At 57.6% G+C, this 17364-nt stretch carries 15 protein-coding genes, 1 tRNA gene and 1 riboswitch; of the genes, 9 read left to right on the top strand and 7 right to left on the bottom strand.

Features of this window, described 5'->3' with window-relative positions:
- Positions 1–95 precede the first annotated feature (95 nt).
- Positions 96–296 (top strand): hypothetical protein, encoded by a 201-nt coding sequence (locus QBL02_RS02580; protein ID WP_282724786.1) that lies wholly within the window; start codon positions 96–98, stop codon positions 294–296.
- An 85-nt stretch (positions 297–381) separates the two neighbouring features.
- On the opposite strand, the gene QBL02_RS02585 is transcribed toward QBL02_RS02580, so the two are convergent.
- Both QBL02_RS02585 and QBL02_RS02590 read right to left on the bottom strand, forming a co-directional pair.
- Positions 382–1482 carry a ParB N-terminal domain-containing protein gene (locus QBL02_RS02585; protein ID WP_282724787.1) on the bottom strand — a complete coding sequence of 367 codons (1101 nt, stop codon included), beginning with the start codon at positions 1480–1482 and terminating at the stop codon, positions 382–384.
- Complete coding sequence (locus tag QBL02_RS02590) at positions 1479–1883, bottom strand: hypothetical protein (RefSeq protein WP_282724788.1); 405 nt, start codon at positions 1881–1883, stop codon at positions 1479–1481. Before QBL02_RS02590 ends, QBL02_RS02585 begins: the two co-directional genes overlap by 4 nt.
- 473 nt (positions 1884–2356) lie before the next feature.
- On the opposite strand from QBL02_RS02590, the gene QBL02_RS02595 reads away from it, so the two are divergent.
- Both QBL02_RS02595 and QBL02_RS02600 read left to right on the top strand, forming a co-directional pair.
- Positions 2357–2536 carry a hypothetical protein gene (locus tag QBL02_RS02595; protein ID WP_282724789.1) on the top strand — a complete coding sequence of 60 codons (180 nt, stop codon included), beginning with the start codon at positions 2357–2359 and terminating at the stop codon, positions 2534–2536.
- Between the two features lie 421 nt (positions 2537–2957).
- Positions 2958–4340 carry a hypothetical protein gene (locus QBL02_RS02600; protein ID WP_282724790.1) on the top strand — a complete coding sequence of 461 codons (1383 nt, stop codon included), beginning with the start codon at positions 2958–2960 and terminating at the stop codon, positions 4338–4340.
- 153 nt (positions 4341–4493) lie between these two features.
- Here QBL02_RS02600 and QBL02_RS02605 read toward each other — a convergent pair.
- Positions 4494–4566, bottom strand: a tRNA-Lys gene (locus tag QBL02_RS02605).
- Between the two features lie 151 nt (positions 4567–4717).
- Between QBL02_RS02605 and QBL02_RS02610 the strand changes: the two genes are divergently transcribed.
- From QBL02_RS02610 to QBL02_RS02620, 3 genes are all read left to right on the top strand, one after another.
- Positions 4718–5200, top strand: a complete 483-nt coding sequence (locus tag QBL02_RS02610; RefSeq protein WP_282724791.1) for a carboxymuconolactone decarboxylase family protein — start codon at positions 4718–4720, stop codon at positions 5198–5200.
- 203 nt (positions 5201–5403) lie between these two features.
- Positions 5404–6033: a hypothetical protein gene (locus QBL02_RS02615; RefSeq protein ID WP_282724792.1), complete on the top strand. Its 630-nt coding sequence runs from the start codon at positions 5404–5406 to the stop codon at positions 6031–6033.
- Positions 6034–6224: 191 nt separating this feature from the next.
- Positions 6225–7100 (top strand): neutral zinc metallopeptidase, encoded by an 876-nt coding sequence (locus QBL02_RS02620; protein ID WP_282724793.1) that lies wholly within the window; start codon positions 6225–6227, stop codon positions 7098–7100.
- A gap of 50 nt (positions 7101–7150) precedes the next feature.
- Here the strand turns inward: QBL02_RS02620 and QBL02_RS02625 are convergent, their stop codons facing one another.
- Together QBL02_RS02625 and QBL02_RS02630 are read right to left on the bottom strand one after the other, a co-directional pair.
- Positions 7151–7570, bottom strand: coding sequence for a hypothetical protein (locus QBL02_RS02625; RefSeq protein WP_282724795.1), 420 nt, complete (start codon positions 7568–7570; stop codon positions 7151–7153).
- Between the two features lie 75 nt (positions 7571–7645).
- Entirely contained in the window at positions 7646–8332 is a 687-nt protein-coding gene (locus QBL02_RS02630) for a VTT domain-containing protein (RefSeq protein ID WP_282724796.1), read from the bottom strand.
- Between the two features lie 216 nt (positions 8333–8548).
- Between QBL02_RS02630 and QBL02_RS02635 the strand changes: the two genes are divergently transcribed.
- Complete coding sequence (locus tag QBL02_RS02635) at positions 8549–11323, top strand: LuxR C-terminal-related transcriptional regulator (protein ID WP_282724797.1); 2775 nt, start codon at positions 8549–8551, stop codon at positions 11321–11323.
- 291 nt (positions 11324–11614) lie between these two features.
- Here the strand turns inward: QBL02_RS02635 and QBL02_RS02640 are convergent, their stop codons facing one another.
- Positions 11615–12490 (bottom strand): bifunctional methylenetetrahydrofolate dehydrogenase/methenyltetrahydrofolate cyclohydrolase, encoded by an 876-nt coding sequence (locus QBL02_RS02640; RefSeq protein WP_282724798.1) that lies wholly within the window; start codon positions 12488–12490, stop codon positions 11615–11617.
- Positions 12484–13767 (bottom strand): serine hydroxymethyltransferase, encoded by a 1284-nt coding sequence (gene glyA / locus QBL02_RS02645; RefSeq protein WP_282724799.1) that lies wholly within the window; start codon positions 13765–13767, stop codon positions 12484–12486. Before glyA ends, QBL02_RS02640 begins: the two co-directional genes overlap by 7 nt.
- Before the next feature lie 30 nt (positions 13768–13797).
- A riboswitch (ZMP/ZTP riboswitch) is annotated at positions 13798–13880 on the bottom strand.
- 236 nt (positions 13881–14116) lie between these two features.
- Between glyA and purU the strand changes: the two genes are divergently transcribed.
- Positions 14117–14992, top strand: a complete 876-nt coding sequence (gene purU / locus QBL02_RS02650) for a formyltetrahydrofolate deformylase (protein ID WP_282725269.1) — start codon at positions 14117–14119, stop codon at positions 14990–14992.
- A gap of 340 nt (positions 14993–15332) precedes the next feature.
- Entirely contained in the window at positions 15333–17312 is a 1980-nt protein-coding gene (locus QBL02_RS02655; protein ID WP_282724800.1) for a hypothetical protein, read from the top strand.
- Positions 17313–17364: the final 52 nt, after the last annotated feature.

Raw genomic sequence — 17364 nt, forward strand, 5'->3', positions numbered from 1 at the left:
GGGCTGTGCTCAGTGAGTTCATCGCAACTGCTCAAGCAAATCTTGTGCACCCATTCAGTTGCACACACCGCTAGGTATTCCCAAGGTTCGCGTGCTTGCTCACCTATCACGCGGGCGACTCTGCAGCCATCGGCCAAGAGCTCGAGCAACACGGCATGCAGCACCTCATCTTCCTGCAGCCAAGTTTGCGTGCCTCTGCCACTTCGAATTGCAGTTCGCATGATTCCCGGCACCAAAAATTGTCTGAGCTGAACAATCAGCTCAGCACCATCTTTGCCAAGAAGCAGATCGGTTGACCCTGCAAGTCGCAGCAGCAAGGCGCCAAGGTCTTCTCCCGATATCTGGTCCGTTTCTCGGAGTGCTCGTGAATCGCTCACGGCTCTAAGCAGCTTTCATAGGGCGCACCGGGCTGCTTTGCCCGGCGTTTGAAATACGCTCGTGCGCGATCGAAGTGCACAGCTGCCCCGCTTCGGTAATGATCCGGCGAAGCTCTCTTGCGGGTTCGCGGTGGCGCATACTCTCTGCAGCCGAAACGTGGGCGAGCGCTATCGAAAGCGAAGATCGCACCCCCTCGATGAGCTGCGCTGAGACAAGGTCGTCGGGTTCCACTCTGCTCAACGCCTCAAACGCGGATCCCCCCATCCGTTCAGCCAACAACGAGGTTTCAACTAGGAGTCGTTCTAGTAGCGATTCGTCCTGCCTCGCTCGCTCTGGATTCAGCCCAGCGCGAGCGGAGTTTTCTTTGCAAGCCTGCGCCGCATAGAGCAACTGACGGTAGACCGCGTCAACACTGGCACGAGACGATGCGATCTTCTGAAGCCCGTGTTTGGCTGCTGCTTGTAAATCGGTAGGCGCTGTGGTGGAGTTGGCGATCCCCCGAATGGTTGCCACTTTGTTGAGAGTATCGATCGAAAACCCAGTTATTCGTTTCGCCGCTCTTGCGAGTGATTCGGAGCGAGGCTGACTGTCTTGAGCCCCAAGCTTTACTTGGTTATTGGAATTTCCAATAACCGGGAGAAGAGGCGAGCTCACGCGTTGAGCCCGCAACGGAAACCGTTTTCGAAGTCCGGCCAATTGCCGCTGCTTGGCCTGAAACTCCAGCTCGGGAGCGTACAGGGTTCTCCACTCCCATTCGAGGTCAACAACCGAAAGCTGTTTACGCACTCGATTCGCTTCGGCAAGTAAGAGCGCACGATCCTGATCGTTTACCCGTTCAAACACGACCGCCGAAACAAAGCGCCAGCCGAGTTGCTTGGCTGCTTCGAGGCGGTGCAAGCCGTCGATGAGCATGAGTGTTTCGTCGACCACGATCGGCTGAATCAGCAGTTCGCCACCAAGCAACTGAAATGAAGCAGAAAGCGCATCAACGTGTTCTTGGTTCAGGCGACGGCGAACGGTAGCAGTGTTGATTGCCTCAACCTCAACCGCCCGCCAATTGCGCGCCAAAGGGATCACGCGAACCACACGCTGGGTCTCACTCATGCAGCATCACAAGCGCCATTTGAGTCACCGGGCGCGCAGTCCTGGCGAGGCCCAGCACCGACACCGACACCGACACTGGCACCGGCACCGGCACCGGCACCAACATGCCCGTCACTCCAGATCAGCGCCGCGGCATCACTATCGTGGCGCACACAAAGATGCACCCGGTCGGGGTTCGTGCGACAGCTGCACATCAACGCACTACTCGCGTGAAGTGTGCAGTAGCTGCGCAATCGAGGAGTCAGCACCAGCACCCATCCGCGAGAGACTGCGTGTTCCATCTGGGTACGCTGCATCTCTGGTTCGGCGAAAATTGAAAACGGCTCAAGCTCGTATCGTGCCGCACAGCTGCGCAGTTCGCAACGAAGCGCAACCACTTCATGCCTGACCACTCGGCCCATGGATACTCCTTTGCGTTGTCTTTTGCGTCTACCGCGCGATCGCTCGCTCACGACGAGCGGGTGTCGAGCAGGCTAGCAATCAACATGAGCCTGTTTTAGTGTCTGCCGGATGACACAACAAAACCCCTACCGCGGCAGGGGTGTGAGCTGTTAATGCGCTGGATCGATCCAGCGCCAGCAGAGCATCTTTATTCGAAGCAAGGGAATGGTGGTGGGGTGTTGACGCCCCACCACCTCGCAGGGGATATTTTGGGGATGACCTGCGTTGGGGATATTTGAGATTCATGCTGTGAGATGAATCTCAGTAATTGATTAGGCCGCTCTGACCAACCAAGCCAAGGCTATTTCGCACAATCGTCTCTGAGTACCCCTAACGTCGTTTCTGAGGGAGCATTCGATCAACCTTAGGTGTTTCTGAAGCGTTTACCATCTCAAGCGCCTCACCGAGCGTGCTAGCGAAGCTGGGAAGTGAAATGACCGCCATATCGCTACTGATCCTCTTTCCAGGAGTCGTTCTCGTGTGCGCCGGCATCTTGGCCTCCACCGGAAAATGGACCGGATGGGCAGAGTCAGCGAACTACCTGATCTATGGTGGCTTTGCTGCGCCATATTCGAGGTTGCCCTCATTCTGGTTTCGTATTGGGATCCCCTGACCGGCCTCGGCTTCCCAATGTCGCCCACCTAGTTCTTTATGCTTATGGGCCTCGCAATTGTTGGGTTTTTGTTATGCCGGGTTTTCTTCTTCCGGAGTGGTTCCGCGAAGGTCGTGCCGCTCGACGGAAAGTTGAGCGCGATTGGCGAGAGCTGCGACGAACAGCTCCGGCGGAGCGCAAAGCAGCGCGCGAAGCGGAGCGAAAAGCGGAACGAAAAGCAGACAGAATAGCGAACAAAAAACCGGATCAGGTTCAGTGAGCGCTGACCGGTGCGTGCGTAACGGGCGAGTTTAAGTACCTGCTAGCACCCTCCCAAAATAATCACCCTCCCAAAACTGGCACTCTCACCAGCACCAGCACCAGCACCAGCACCTGCACCAACCAAAAGGGCTTTTTACTCCCCTATAGCTAGGCTGCCAGCATGAAGAGAAAAGCTTCCCTTGCTCTAATGACAGGAATCATGGTCACAGCGACGCTCGCGCTGAGTGGCTGTGGCGTTAGCATCTCTCACAGCGATTGGGAAAGGCGCATCTCACAATCTGACGCTGTAATTTCAGCCGACTGGGAGTACCTCAACAATTGGCCAACAGGCGGCTCCGTATATACAGGCCGAGTGATCCTCGACATGGGAATGACCGAGCAACAAGCCCGCGAGATGGCTCAACTGAGTTGCCGCGAAGATGCGATCTTTGACGAGATTCACTACGAGGCAGACTCTCAAGGTTTCAAAATTGTTGCCGAAAAGCGGGGCCTTCAAGGCAAGTGCAGCGACGAAGAAGAGCTTGCAAACTTCTCACGCATACTCGAAGTGCTTAACCGTCAGCCCGCATCATTTGAGGCAGATCTGCTGGTCTGGAGTTACGAAACAAGAACTGACTACGCCACCGGCGAAGAAGAAACAAAGCCGCCGTCAATTCGGTTCAAAACAACCACGGTCGAAGATTTATTCGCGTTCGCTGAGCAAGCTCACGCAGCAGTAGGCGTCAACGACCCCTTTTCATTTACTGGTGCAGTCGATGAAAAGGTCTCACTACTCTCAGATACGGGCATGGAATTGGACATTGATGTTCCTGCCGGTTTGGACCTTTCCAAGGTGTTCCCGATACTCGCTGAGGCCTATTTGCTCGATCACCGGGGCATCAAGTTCAGGGAGGACGACGGGATTGTTGTGGCCATGAACGATCTTGAGTATCTCGCGAGCGAAGACACCAACCGGGTTCGTGAGTTGGCCGATGCTGCTGGCGTTCCGTTCAATCTGGTCTTCGGTGACAACCCTTACGGTTCTTCAACTGTCTCAGCGGTCCGGCAGCAATTTCTTGCCGACCTCGCGGTTCTGCCATCAGTAGAGTCGGCGCAGCTCGATCAACACTCGACCATCGAGGTGACCACGACGAGTGTGGCCGGAATCGATGAGGTTCTCGACTATTTCGAACAGAATGGTGGCGAGCATGTGCAGACGCTCAATGACTCGTTCGTGAACGGGGCAGACAAGGTTTCAGTGCTGCTCACGAGCACTGAAAACAAGAACTTCAAGATTCGACTTGATGGTGGAGTATCAAGCCTCAGCGACCTACGCACCATGTACGGTGCAGCAACTGAGATACTCGCGGAAAACCCAGAGATCTACCGATTCCATATTCAATCTTGGCCAGACAAATTCCGGATCTTGGTGGAGTTTGAGGACCATGCCTCAGCAAGCGGTGTTGAAGCCACCGAGCAGAAGCTCAAAGAGTTGCTGCCAGTCGCCACGCTCGAAGAGATTAATACTGGGCGCTTTAACGGCAGAACAGAGAAGCTCACTTGATTCTGGTGTGGCCTGTGTAAGTTGGGTTCCGCATTCAGGCTTCTGACCTGCCTGAAAAGCGAAAAGCTTCTCAGCCTACGAGTCGTTCCCGATGCTGAAAAGAACTCGGAGAACGAAACATCCCCCGCTGCCGAAGCAGCGAGGGATGAAATGTGGGCCCGGCGGGGCTCGAACCCGCGACCCGCGGATTAAAAGTCCGATGCTCTACCAACTGAGCTACAGGCCCCTCGACTAATGTACATGGTTCTGGGCCGCTCCGAGAACTCGAACGGCAAGTCGCGCGCCTTGGGAATGCCCTGAGTCCTTGTTTTGTTTTAGTTTTTGAACGTTAGATTGGTTTTATCTGCCCAGCAAGCCCGCGTTTTTCAAGGAGAGTCATGCCGCTGTACATCGATAAGACGGTTCCCGAAGCGTGGCAGAGTGCGCAACAGTTCTCTTCGGCAATTGATCAGGCCGTTGCTACGAGCGAGCTTGATCAGCGTGAAGCCGAGCTGATTAAGGTTCGTGCGTCGCAGTTGAACGGCTGCGCGTTCTGTCTGGATCTGCATTCTCGCGAGGCTCGTGAGGCTGGCCTCGAGCAGCAGAAACTCGATATCTTGCCTGCTTGGCGCGAATCAAGCGTCTTTAGTGAGCGCGAAAAGGCAGTGCTCGCTATCGCTGAGGCTGCAACCCTGCTGCCGCTTTCTGAAGAGTCTCGGGCTGATCTTGGGGCTTCGCGGGCGCTCCTCGGAGACCACACTTTTGCGACCGCCGAATGGGTGGCTGCTTCGATCAACATGTTCAATCGAATCTCAATTCTGAGCGAACACCCGGTGCGCCCGAGAGATGTCGAGGGCAAGGTGATTCGCGCGGCCCGGTAGCGGCCGCACGGCGAAGTCACGAAGAAAAGTCGAAACGGCAGGCGATCCAACGCTCAAAAATTGTGCGTTTGAACCGGGTCTGCCGTTACCCATAATGGTACCCGAGTAACTTGAACGAGGGCTGCACACGCGTTTGCCTTGCGCTGCGTAGAATCGCATGGCGGCGATACCGCAAGATCCTCATACCACCCGAAAGGAATCGCGTGACGACAGAGCACCACCGGCCACTGCTGCAGCCTTCAGCCACATTTGACTGGATTGTCGGCAGTGATGAGGCCGGAGCGGCGCAACACCTCGCGCAAGAGACGTCTTGGGCGCTGCTTGATCGGGTTCGCCGTGTGGCTGATCCTGAGGTGGTTGAGCGCGTGGTCACTCTCGCGTCGGGCGAGGGTATCGACGATATCGCTGAGCTCTGGTCCACCTCTAGCGCGCACTCGCTCGCTGGCCAGCTCTGGCGTATCTACCTGTTGCGCCGCATTGTGCATGCCGATCCTGAGGGCACTGCGGAGCTGTTCAGATATGGGCAGGCGGTTTCTTCTACGATCGATCCTGTTGTTGCGGGGGTCGAGGATCCGATTGCGCCCGACACTATTGCTGCGCTTTGCGACACCATTCTTCGAGGGGTGTTCAGCGGCAATCTGGCGCTCGCTCTCGAACGTGCCGCGAGCTATTGCCGTGTGATGTCGCTCGGTGCGGCAGCTATTGCCGACGAGCGCGACGATTTCGATGACGAGCACGCGAGTGAACTTACTACCCGGGCGCTGCGCTATTCAGCGTTCGCGAATGAGCTGCAGGCTGGCGCGCGACGCTGGCGTGACGGCACGCTCGGCTGAGCTGCCGTCACCTCGATAGCAAGCCATCGGGTAGAATTAAACCGCCGGGCCGCAGTAACCCCGGGCTCCAATATTCGCCGCTTCGAGCGGCCTTCCGCCGAGAGGCGTTTCTGCGGTTCGGTTTTTTCGTCTTTATGCTTGGAACATAGCTAATTCGCAATTTTGTGATTGCCTGAGTCCAGGGAGCGACGATGACGTTCAACGACAACGCGCGCATTGACACCAGCAAAGTGCAGCGCCGTAAGGGTGGCCGCACCGCGATGATTGGTGGTGGCAGCCTCGTAGGCGTGCTGATTCTTTTCATCGCCTCGCAGTTGCTTGGCGTAAATCTGATGCCGCTGGCTGACATGCCATCGACGCAGACGAGTTCGAGTGAGCAGACTCTTGATCTTTCGCACTGCACGAGTGGTGCCGCCGCGAACGAAGATGACAATTGCCGCATGGCCGGCGCTGCGGATTCGCTCGATGTCTACTGGAATGCCACGCTCGGCGACGGGTATCGCATTCCGGGCGTCATTTTGTACACCGGCAGCACAAGTTCTGCGTGTGGCACCGCGTCTACTGCGGTTGGGCCGTTTTATTGCCCTCGTGACGAGTCAATCTATGTTGATACCGACTTTTTCCAGTCGTTGCGAAGTGATTTTGGTGCGACTGCTGGGCCTCTTGCTCAAATGTATGTGCTTGCGCACGAGTGGGGGCACCACATTTCAAATCTCACCGGAACCCTAGGCCAGGTCGGCAATGACAGTGGTGCAAGCTCGGGTTCTGTGCGGCTTGAGCTGCAGGCTGATTGTTATGCCGGTGCTTGGGTGAAAGACGCATCTCAGGTGAAGGATGCAAACGGCAATACTTTCATGAAGCCGGTCACGCGCGAAGAGATCGCTGATGCGTTGAACGCCGCCGCCGCTGTTGGCGATGACCACATTCAGCAGCAGGCCGGGCAGTCGGTGAACCCTGATGGGTTTACGCACGGCACTTCTGAGCAGCGTCAGCGCTGGTTCCAGCGTGGCTACGAGTCGGGCCCGGGTGCGTGCGACACGTTCTCGGTGAGTGCGGCGAGCCTGTAAGGCTTCGGCGTTCGACTTCTACGTTGGATCGCGTTCGCCCGCAGGCGAGGCTACTTTGCGACGACCTTCACCGTGAATTCGAGCGGCTGTATGCCACCTTGAGCGTTCACCATTGTCACTGTTGTGGTGCCTGCTGATAGCGCGGTGATTCCGGGGTTAAAATCTGCGGTGTCTTTTTTGCCGCCCTGGTGAAACTCTGCAACCTTCGGGTCTGAGAGTTCGGCGGTGTAGCTGTCTGTCGCGAGCGACTCGGTATCGATGTTGAGCACCTGGCCAACTACGAGCTCAACCTTGGCACCTTGCAGATCGTTCACGCCCATAGTTACGGGTGCGACGATGTCGCCGCCGATTGGCTGTTCGGTGCCGCTGCTGCTTGAGTTGCTGCTATCGGGTGATGCGCTGCCGCATGCTGAGAGAGTGACTGTGAGAATTGCTGCGGTGCCCAGTGCGAGCCATGCTGTCTGCTTCATGACACCACAGTTGCATTGAAGCCTATGGATGTGAAGAGTGTTGGCTGAAAATGTGGGCGGTTTGAGAAGTTTTGATTATTCTGCTGATTCAGCTGAGCGACGCTTCGCACGCCAATTGCGGAAAGCTCGGAAGAGTTCGATCAGGATTGGGATTCCTGGGATCAGTACGAGCACAATGATGAACACTTCGCTGTATTCGCGAACAAATGGAATCTGGCCAAGGAAGTAGCCGAGCAGCGTAACTCCGACTGCCCAGAGCAGTGCACCAATGACGTTGTATGTAAGGAAGTGACGTCGCGTCATATTTCCGATGCCTGCAGCCGCCGGCACGAAGGCACGGAACACTGGCAAGAATCGGGCAATAATGATTGCCTTCGGTCCGTGCTTCTCAAAAAATTCGTGTGTGCGTTGCACGTTTTGCGGGTTGAAGAAGCGGCTCTTTTCACGGTTGAAGAGGCTCGGTCCGATTTTTCTGCCGATAGTAAAGCCGAGTTGGTCACCGGCGACCGCGGCTACAAAGAGCACTAGGCAGGTGATCCAGATCGGAATGTTGATGACTCCGGTGGCACTGAAGAGGCCAACGGTGAAGAGTAACGAATCACCAGGCAAAAACGCGAGTACGAGCACGCCTGTTTCGAGAAAGACGAAGGCGACGGCCAGCACGAGCGCCACCCAACCGCCTACTTCGAGCAACTTTTCGGGGTCGAGCCAATCGATGCCGAGCAAGGCAGGTTGCACGAACGCGGTCAAAGTCTCAAACATCTCTGGCACCTATGAATTGTAACCTCCACAAAACTGCCCCGCCTGGGAACATTTATTTGAAATGAGATGATCTAGAAATCCATTTATCAGACACGCAGTGTAATAATGAAACCGGCTCGCAATTTCCTCACGAGTTTGAGTCGAAAGCGCCGAGCCTCCCCCCACTTTCTTCGCTCCTGGCGCGGGAGAGAAGAAGCATCTGTGAAAGGTCCCCCGATGTCACTGCTACACGAGGAGTTTGAAGCTTCTCAAAGTACGCAGGCGCGCAACCTTGAGGACAGTCGTGTTCGCCTCTCAGCCCGCGCAAAAATCGTTGATCGGTTGCTAGATGAGACGGGCAGCAATGAAGCTGTGCACCGGCTCACTGTCATGCGCGCACCAGCAGGTTACGGCAAGACACGCACCATACGCGGCTGGCTAGGCGACGCCGAAAAGCAAAACGAAGATCTGCGCTGGCTGCACTGCACACCCGAGCATTCCGGCAACCCAGATCTCTTCTGGGAAGCGGTTGCGCGCACCCTGGACTTCACCTATTCAGGCGTAGACGATCTGGCAAACGCTGCGCCGCTCAGCGACCAGGTACAGTCACACACGTCAAGTCTGGTCGCCCAGCTCACCAAACCCATCACACTGGTAATCGACGACTACAACCACGCAACAAGCGCCGAAAACGATATCGCGCTTTCGCACCTGGCAGCGGCATCACCGATGCTCACGCTCGTGGTTATCGCCCGGCGTGTGACGCTGCTCGATCGAACCGTGGTGACCGCAGGCACGATCGTGCGCGTGGTGGGGCCAGAAGAGTTGGCCCTCACACTGGCCGAGTCGTTCGAGCTCGCTTCGTCGCTGGGTGTGCCAATGAGTGATGCGTTGGCTGCGGCGCTTGAACAGGCAGATGGCTGGCCGCTCGCAGTGCGCGCCGCCCTAAACCTTGGCTCAGACGAGTTCTACCACGGCCCACCAAACGAGCGCCGCTGGAACGAGAACGCCTCTGCAGCAGACTTCGACCCGATTGCGAACCTCGATAGTTTCGCTGTAGACGCGGTTGAGCTTTTGCCAGCGCATTGCCGCGAATTGCTCTTTGCTACCGCGCTGCTTGACCAGATCGGCATTGGTTTCGACCAGCTCAGCGCAGCCTTTGATGATGGCGATGGATCAGCAGAACAAGCGGCCCAGCAACTCCTCGAGCTTGGACTGCTTGTTGAAGAAACCCAGGGTGACACCACTGAGTATCGTTGCCATCGAGCAATCTCAGCGCCACTGCGCGCGTTCGCCGTTCGCAACGCCGATCCTCAGCTGATGCGCTGTGTGTATGGCACCCGCGCGAAGGCGCTCTCGGCGTCTGCTCCGTTCACGGCATTCCAGCTTGCCTGTGCAGCCGAAGACTATGCCCTGGCCGAAAGCTTGCTCGCACGAAACTTCACGACGATCACAGATGAGGGCGAGCTTTGCGCGCAATCACTGCGAGCCGTGCCCGAAGCCGAGTTGCGCCGCCACCCGACGCTGGTTGCGGGCATGATCATGCTCGAACTGCCACGCTCAGACACTGCGAGTTCAACGCTGAAGTATCTTTCCACGCTGTGGAGCGCTGGCCTTGAAGCGCAGCTCACAAATGATGAGCGAGCACAACAGAATCCGCTCTACAAGGTGCTGCTCGGCCAGGCAATGGTCGGCGCGCGTCAGAGCGGTCACTTCGATAAGTCGCGCACCATCATGCGCTACCTTGAGAGCCGCCTCACACCACAGGCAGTTGAACCGGAGAACCACGGCGAAGCTCGCTCGAACCTGAGCCTGATTGGTTCACTGCCAAGCTACTTCCACGAAACAGCGGTCACCGGTTTGGTTGTCGGCGACCTGGTGCACGCGCGACGCAACCTAGAACGGCTGCGCCATTTCGCAGAGCGTCAGATTTCAAGACCTCGCGGTGAACAGCCACGCGCTTCGACGAGGCGTGTGAGCGATGTTGAGTCTGGGCAGCGCTGGCTGCTCACCGCACTGGGTGAACTGGCATTCACCGAGATGATCGAGGGCAATATTCACGAAAGCGCCGCACTGCTAGCTGAAACCGCTGAGCGTATTTCTAGCACCGGCACTTTCTTCCCGGGTATTTCTTGGGTGGGCTCCGAGCTCGCCCGCGCGAATATTTCGGTCGAGGTGGGCGACCCATCAATGCTGCACACCGCGGTGAAGCGTCTCACCCCGATCATCGACCGCGTCGAAGGCTGGCAGTTGCTGCTGGTCGCCGAGACCGCATCGTTGCGTGAGAGCCACGGCCCTGTCTGGGCTCTCTCCCATCTTGAGACGAGTCTTACGAGCACGCTCTCCTATCTGCAGCCCAAAGATAATTGGTCTGAGTATCTGATGTTCTTCCGCGTCATGCTGAACACCACAATTGGTGATCTTGCGCGCGCGCAACAGACGCTTGCCGAACACAAGAATCCTGAGTCGCCGAGGCACCGGATCGAGCAGGCTCGCCTTGCTCTTTTTGCGGGAGAAGATGTTGAGGCATTACTCATCGCACAGCGCATCGGTGACCCTGGTACGACAGCTCGGCAGCGTCTTGATCGCGCGCTTATCGTTGCAATTACTGCGTGGATCTGCGGGCGTGAAGCCGAAGCTTTCCAAGCGATCGGCACAGCCGCAGAACTGTTGGAACGCCACGGCATTCCCTCAGTCATTCGCAATGTGCCATACGATCTGTTGCGCGACGTAGCGACCGCAGCGCAGGCAGCCGGTTTCGCGGATCTATTGCCGTACCTTGATGCAGTGCCAGAGCTTGCCCGCTCGGAGCGTTACGACAGGCTCACCGAGATGGAACTGCGCACACTGCGCGCGATCACTGAGCATCGCACCGCGAAAGATGCCGCGGCGGCGCTCTTTGTCACGCTCGGAACAGTGAAGAAACACCTCGCATCGGTGTACCGCAAGCTTCGCGTGAGTGGGCGCGACGAGGCTATCTTGCAGGCGAGCCGAATGGGAATGCTCGACTGACGTTTGGCGATCCAGCGCACCCAAAAATGCGCGCTGCTCACAATAGACCTCAAAAACAAAAAACACCGATCTCGCCGGAAACGATAGAAACTACTGCAACTATCTATCGTTTTCGACGGGATCGGCGCTTCTCAACGCGATGCGTTTACAACCCCCCACCGAGCAAGCTCGGGTCGGCGCAGTGCCGCCGACAGCGGAACGCCGTAAACGCGATGCGTTTACAACCCCCCACCGAGCAAGCTCAGGTCGGCGCAGTGCCGCCGACAGCGGAACGCCGTAAACGCGATGCGTTTACTGGCGTTCCGCCATTTCAACAACGTTCTTGAGCAGCAGCGCGCGAGTCATCGGACCAACACCACCGGGGTTCGGTGACATCCAAGCAGCGACCTCGGCGACCGCCGGATCAACATCACCGACCACGCGACTCTTGCCAGTCTCAGGGTCAACCTTGCGCGACACTCCAACGTCGAGCACGATAGCGCCCGGCTTCACGTCTTCGGCACGCACAATGCCCTCAACTCCGGCCGCAGCGACAATAACGTCGGCACGACGCAGCTCAGCCGAAAGATCGGCGGTGCCGGTATGCGTGAGCGTCACGGTTGCGTTGTACTCGCGGCGAGTGAGCAGTGGTCCGATTGGGCGGCCAACGGTAACACCGCGGCCAACCACAACCACATGCTTGCCTGCCCAGGAAAGACCGTTGCGCTCAACCAGCTCGATCACGCCGCGCGGGGTGCACGGCAGTGGCGAGGTGATTTCGGTGTTGGCGTTCAGCACGAGGCGACCGAGGTTGGTCGGGTGCAGCCCGTCAGCATCCTTTGCGGGGTCGATCTTTTCGAGAATACGATCGGTGTCAATGTGCTTCGGCAATGGCAGCTGCACGATGTATCCGGTGCATGCCGGATCAGCGTTCAGCTCGTCGAGCACGGACTCAAGTTCTTCTTGAGTGACTGTCTCTGGCAGTTCGCGCTTGATCGAGGCGATTCCAACCTCGGCGCAATCGCGATGCTTGCCAGCTACGTACCACTGCGAACCAGGGTCAGATCCGACCAGCACGGTGGCTAGGCCCGGCACGATTCCGGCAGCAGCGAGCGCGGCAACCCGCTCGGCAAGCTCAGACTTGATCTGAGCTGCCGCAGCGGTGCCGTCGAGTTTTTGGGCTACCACTGTTCGAGGCCGGGGTACAGCGGGAACGCCTCAGCAAGCTTGCTGACGCGACCGCGAAGTGCCTCGATGTCGCCGTTGCCCTGCAGCACCTGAGCGATGATGTCGGCCACCTCGGTGAACTCAACGTCGCCAAAGCCACGGGTTGCCAGCGCAGGAGTACCGATGCGCAGGCCGCTGGTCACCATTGGTGGGCGTGGGTCGAATGGAACCGAGTTGCGGTTCACGGTGATGCCGACTTCGTGCAGCGCGTCTTCAGCCTGCTGTCCGTCGAGCTCGCTCGTGCGCAGGTCTGCGAGTACGAGGTGCACATCGGTGCCACCGGTGAGCACGTCAACGCCAGCAGCCTTCGACGACTCGCTGGTCAGTGCCGATGCGAGCAGCTTTGCACCCGAGAGGGTACGCACCTGGCGGTCCTTGAACTCGTCGCTTGCGGCGAGCTTGAACGCGGTTGCCTTTGCTGCGATTACGTGCATCAGTGGGCCGCCCTGGTGACCGGGGAACACATTCGAGTTGAGCTTCTTGTAGAGCTCAAGGTCGTTGGTCAGGATGAAGCCTGAGCGTGGGCCGCCGATGGTCTTGTGCACGGTCGACGATACGACGTGCGCGTGTGGCACTGGGTTCGGGTAGAGGCCTGCAGCTACGAGACCTGCGAAGTGAGCCATGTCGACCCAGAGTGTTGCGCCTACTTCGTCAGCGATCTCGCGGAATGCGGCGAAGTCGAGGGTGCGTGGGTAGGCCGACCAGCCGGCGATGATGACCTTTGGCTTGTGCTCGCGTGCCTTTGCACGAACCACATCCATGTCAAGCAGCATGGTCTCTGGGTCTACGCCGTATGAGACAACGTTGTAGAGCTTGCCTGAGAAGTTGAGCTTCATGCCGTGGGTCAGGTGACCGCCGTGTGAAAGCTCAAGTCCAAGGATGGTGTCGCCTGGCTCGGCGATTGCGCTCAGCACTGCAGCGTTTGCTGATGCTCCCGAGTGCGGCTGCACGTTTGCGTATGCCGCTCCGAAGAGTGACTTTGCGCGGTCGCGTGCGAGGTCTTCTGCAACGTCAACAAATTCGCAACCGCCGTAGTAGCGGCGACCTGGGTAGCCTTCGGCGTACTTGTTGGTGAGTACCGAGCCCTGGGCTTCGAGTACTGCGCGAGGCACGAAGTTTTCGCTCGCGATCATTTCAAGCGTGGTGCGCTGACGGTTCAGCTCGTTTGCGAGCACCGCAGCGATCTCGGGGTCTACGACCTCGATCGGCTCGTTAAAGAATTCGGACTGGTTCGACACGTTGCGTCTCCCTTGGGTGATGTTTCCAGGATCTGCGACCCAGGCGTGCGGTCTTTTCTGCGTTGGCCGCTCCCCGGTGGTACTCCACCTATTCGCCAGTCACGACCGAGTACAACTCTACCAACGAAGCGCCCTCGCCTGCCGAGTGTTTGCTTTGCTCCCGCCGAGAGGCCCCGTTCCCGTCGAAAACGAGCGAAATATGGCGTAACTATCGCTCGCTTTCGGCGGGATTGGTACTTGTCTGGGCATGGGTTGCGCACAGGGTGGCCACTTCGTAAATCGTTGGATCGCCCGTTCTCGCGCGGGTGACTCCGCGCACGCGCGCGGAATCTACTACCCTGGCATAGTGATTACAGAGGCAAACACGCAGACTCAGTGGGTACTTACTCTCTCGTGCATTGATGGTCCTGGCATTGTGCACGCCATTAGTGGCGCGGTTGTTGCTGCCGGCGGCAATATTGAAGAGAGCCAACAGTTCGCGAGTCATGACACTGGTCGCTTTTTTATGCGCCTTCAGGTGTCTGCAGTGTCGCAGCCTGAGACGTTTAACGCGCGTTTTGAATCGGCGCTTGCTCCGGTTACCGAGCGCTATCACATGACTTGGCGTCTTGATTGGGTTGGCCGCCCAGTGCGCACGCTGCTGCTCGGCAGTACTGCTACGCACTGTGTGAACGATTTGCTTTACCGTCAGCGCGGTGGCCAGTTGCCTATTGAAGTTCCGCTGATTCTCTCGAATCACGAGACGATGCGCGATCTCGCTGATTTCTACAGTGTTCCGTTTGAGCATCTTGCGATCAAGAGCCCCGAAGATAAGGCAGCGTTTGAGCGCCGTGTGCTTGAGGTTGTTGAGCAGGAAGAAATCGAACTCGTGGTGCTTGCCCGCTACATGCAGATTCTTTCTCCTGAGTTGTGCGAGGCACTCGCTGGCATGGCTATTAATATTCATCACTCATTTTTGCCGGGCTTCAAGGGTGCGAACCCTTACCGCCAGGCGCATGGTCGCGGTGTGAAGCTGATTGGTGCGACGTCGCACTTTGTGACGACTGATCTCGATGAGGGTCCGATCATTGAGCAGGATGTGGTTCGTGTTGATCATTCTTACTCGCCAACCGAGTTGATGCAGTTGGGTCAGGACGAAGAAGCTCGTGTGCTGCGCCGTGCAGTGGGCTGGTTCGCTGAGAACCGTGTGCTGCTTGATGGTGACCGCACGATTATTTTCAAGTAGTTTCCGCCGCGCTGGATCACCTCGGACGCCGTGGTGACCTTGCTTTGGCGCTCGAAGCAACCGTGCTTCGGTGGCTCGCGAGCTCTCCGGGTCTGAGGAAGGGTCCCGGAAGAGAGCGCGAATCGTGGCGCCGCTTTGAGTGCCTTGACTTCACTCAATCGACGCCTGCTCAGTACCCACACGCGAGAATTCAACGCTCAACTTCAGCAAGAGAACACGCGCATACCTCCCCCTCCGAATAGCGCAGGGGCAAGAGAGTGATGCCTAACATAAGGTTTCTTCGGATAACCGCCCACACACGCGCCCCCCAATATCTCTTGTCTCATTTTGGAGGGGAACTGTGTCCCACGCGTCAACTGAAACCATCGCGCCACGGAAACGGCGATCACGCTGGACCGCCGCACTTATCGCCCTTTGCCTCACCGCGGCAGGTGTCGTGGTGTATACGGCCGCAGCAAACGCTGCAACAGAACTTACGACCTTTGTGTCGAGCCAAGACGGAGAAACCGACCAGGTTGATGCCACGGTGCTCACTTCGACTAGCACCACGCTCATGGACGGTTGGTATGTCTGCGACTCGGCCCTGACGATCGATTCTCAAGTGACGATAGCCAGCTCCAGCAACGTCCAAATCATTTTGGGCGATAGCTGTGTCTTGGAAATCATCGGCTCCCCCGGAACGGGTGGCACGGGAATCCTTGTACCATCTTCAAGCGCTCTCACCATTTACGGGCAGGAAAACAACTCGGGTAGGGCAGCTGTCACGGGCGTATACAGTGTCGCAATCGGAAACGTTGATGCTCCAAACGGTGCGATCACTTTAAATGGTGGCCACATGTGGATAAACACCTATGCGGGCTTGACGGGACGCTCATACCCGGGCATTGGCACCTCCGGCACCAACGAGTTGGGAACTCCGGGCCCAATCACCATTCGCTGGAACGCGAGCGTTTTTGCGATGGGTTCAGGCGGCGACACCATTCGGCCAGGTGCTCCAGCTATCGGTACAGGTGCCGGCAGCAGCACCGTACCCACCCTAAGCGCTGGTTCAATCAACATAGATACGACAGGACTAGTACTCGCGTATGCGGGAGCAGCCGGTAAATACCCAAGCTCCCCCGAGATCGGCACGGGTTCCTGGATTGGCGGCGCCGGAAGCAAAACAATCAATATGTACATCATCACTACCACTGCTATCGGGCCCGGCAGCATGAAAACGCAAGACTGGAACGGCACTCTAACGAATAACAATTCTTGGAGCGCCGCTGCCGGCAGCAGTATGACCTATGTTACGACTCCGAATAGTGGCGCGAAGCTCCGCACCGTAGATTCCGGGCTCAACCTTGTCTCTACCGATGGCGACTCATCAACCTACCGTCTACCTGTCACTGGCAACGCCACAAAGTCCTCTTATTTCTGGTATCCCACCACCTCAACAGTCACGACGACTCCGGTAGGCAAACAAACCTACCCAGGCAACGTCACCATTAGCGGGTCTATCACCCAAGACTCCAATATCGCGCTGCTTGTAGATTACGGGCAAGCGCAACTCTGGATCAACGGTGCGCCCGCACAAACCCAGACCGTCATTAACGGCAAAGTGTCCTTCAACCACTATTCGCCATCCGTCGGCACCTATAGCTACCAGATCAAGTACATGGGCTCGACAGTTTCACAGTTTCTCGCGACCTCTGAATCGGCTCCACTCACCGGGTTCGAAGTGTCAGCTGCTGAACCAGTCGCACCCTCCATTGTCGACATCAGCGCCACCGGCTACACCTACGGTGACGCACCGGTGTCTCTTTCGGTCAACGGCGCGTACGCCATCGTCTCATCAGACCCCGCTGTTGCATCGATTGGCCCCTTCACCAGCGAGACAGGTGTCTTAACAATCAACCAGGCAGGCAGCATCATCATTACCATCACCGGGACAGACGGCACGACGATCTCTACCCCGCTCATCACCGTGTCAGCAGCCACCCCGGCAGCGACCCTCACCCGCACCGGAGGAGACACCGCCGACACGCCAGCCAACCTCACCATGACCGTGAAAGCACGCGGCACCGGCACCACCCCACAAGGACTCGTGCAATTCAGTCTGAAAAACAAGAAACTGGGCGACCCGCTCCCACTCGTAGACAACGGCGATGGCACCGCAAGTGTCTCCCTCACCGGGATCCCACTCGCGAACACCCAGTCACAATCAGTCGAAGCGGTCTACCTCGGCGAAACAGGCAAATACGCGACCGTCACAAAAACTGAGCTCTGGTACCTCGGCGCAGACGGGTACTGCATCGTAGAAACACCACCTGAAAGCTGAGACAGAAACCTGCTCCGCGGAACTCCAGCGAGCACATTGTCTCAGCACAAGG

Source organism: Leucobacter sp. UT-8R-CII-1-4, from assembly GCF_030010235.1.
Classification (GTDB): Bacteria; Actinomycetota; Actinomycetes; order Actinomycetales; family Microbacteriaceae; genus Leucobacter.

Bases quoted from the DNA above. Each gene is read 5' to 3' on its own strand.
- QBL02_RS02635 (WP_282724797.1), top strand. From the start codon at position 8,549: ATGTCACTGCTACACGAGGAGTTTGAAGCTTCTCAAAGTACGCAGGCG.
- QBL02_RS02595 (WP_282724789.1), top strand. From the start codon at position 2,357: ATGACCGCCATATCGCTACTGATCCTCTTTCCAGGAGTCGTTCTCGTG.
- QBL02_RS02590 (WP_282724788.1), bottom strand. From the start codon at position 1,883: ATGGGCCGAGTGGTCAGGCATGAAGTGGTTGCGCTTCGTTGCGAACTG.
- QBL02_RS02620 (WP_282724793.1), top strand. From the start codon at position 6,225: ATGACGTTCAACGACAACGCGCGCATTGACACCAGCAAAGTGCAGCGC.
- QBL02_RS02610 (WP_282724791.1), top strand. From the start codon at position 4,718: ATGCCGCTGTACATCGATAAGACGGTTCCCGAAGCGTGGCAGAGTGCG.
- QBL02_RS02600 (WP_282724790.1), top strand. From the start codon at position 2,958: ATGAAGAGAAAAGCTTCCCTTGCTCTAATGACAGGAATCATGGTCACA.
- QBL02_RS02625 (WP_282724795.1), bottom strand. From the start codon at position 7,570: ATGAAGCAGACAGCATGGCTCGCACTGGGCACCGCAGCAATTCTCACA.
- QBL02_RS02630 (WP_282724796.1), bottom strand. From the start codon at position 8,332: ATGTTTGAGACTTTGACCGCGTTCGTGCAACCTGCCTTGCTCGGCATC.
- QBL02_RS02585 (WP_282724787.1), bottom strand. From the start codon at position 1,482: ATGAGTGAGACCCAGCGTGTGGTTCGCGTGATCCCTTTGGCGCGCAAT.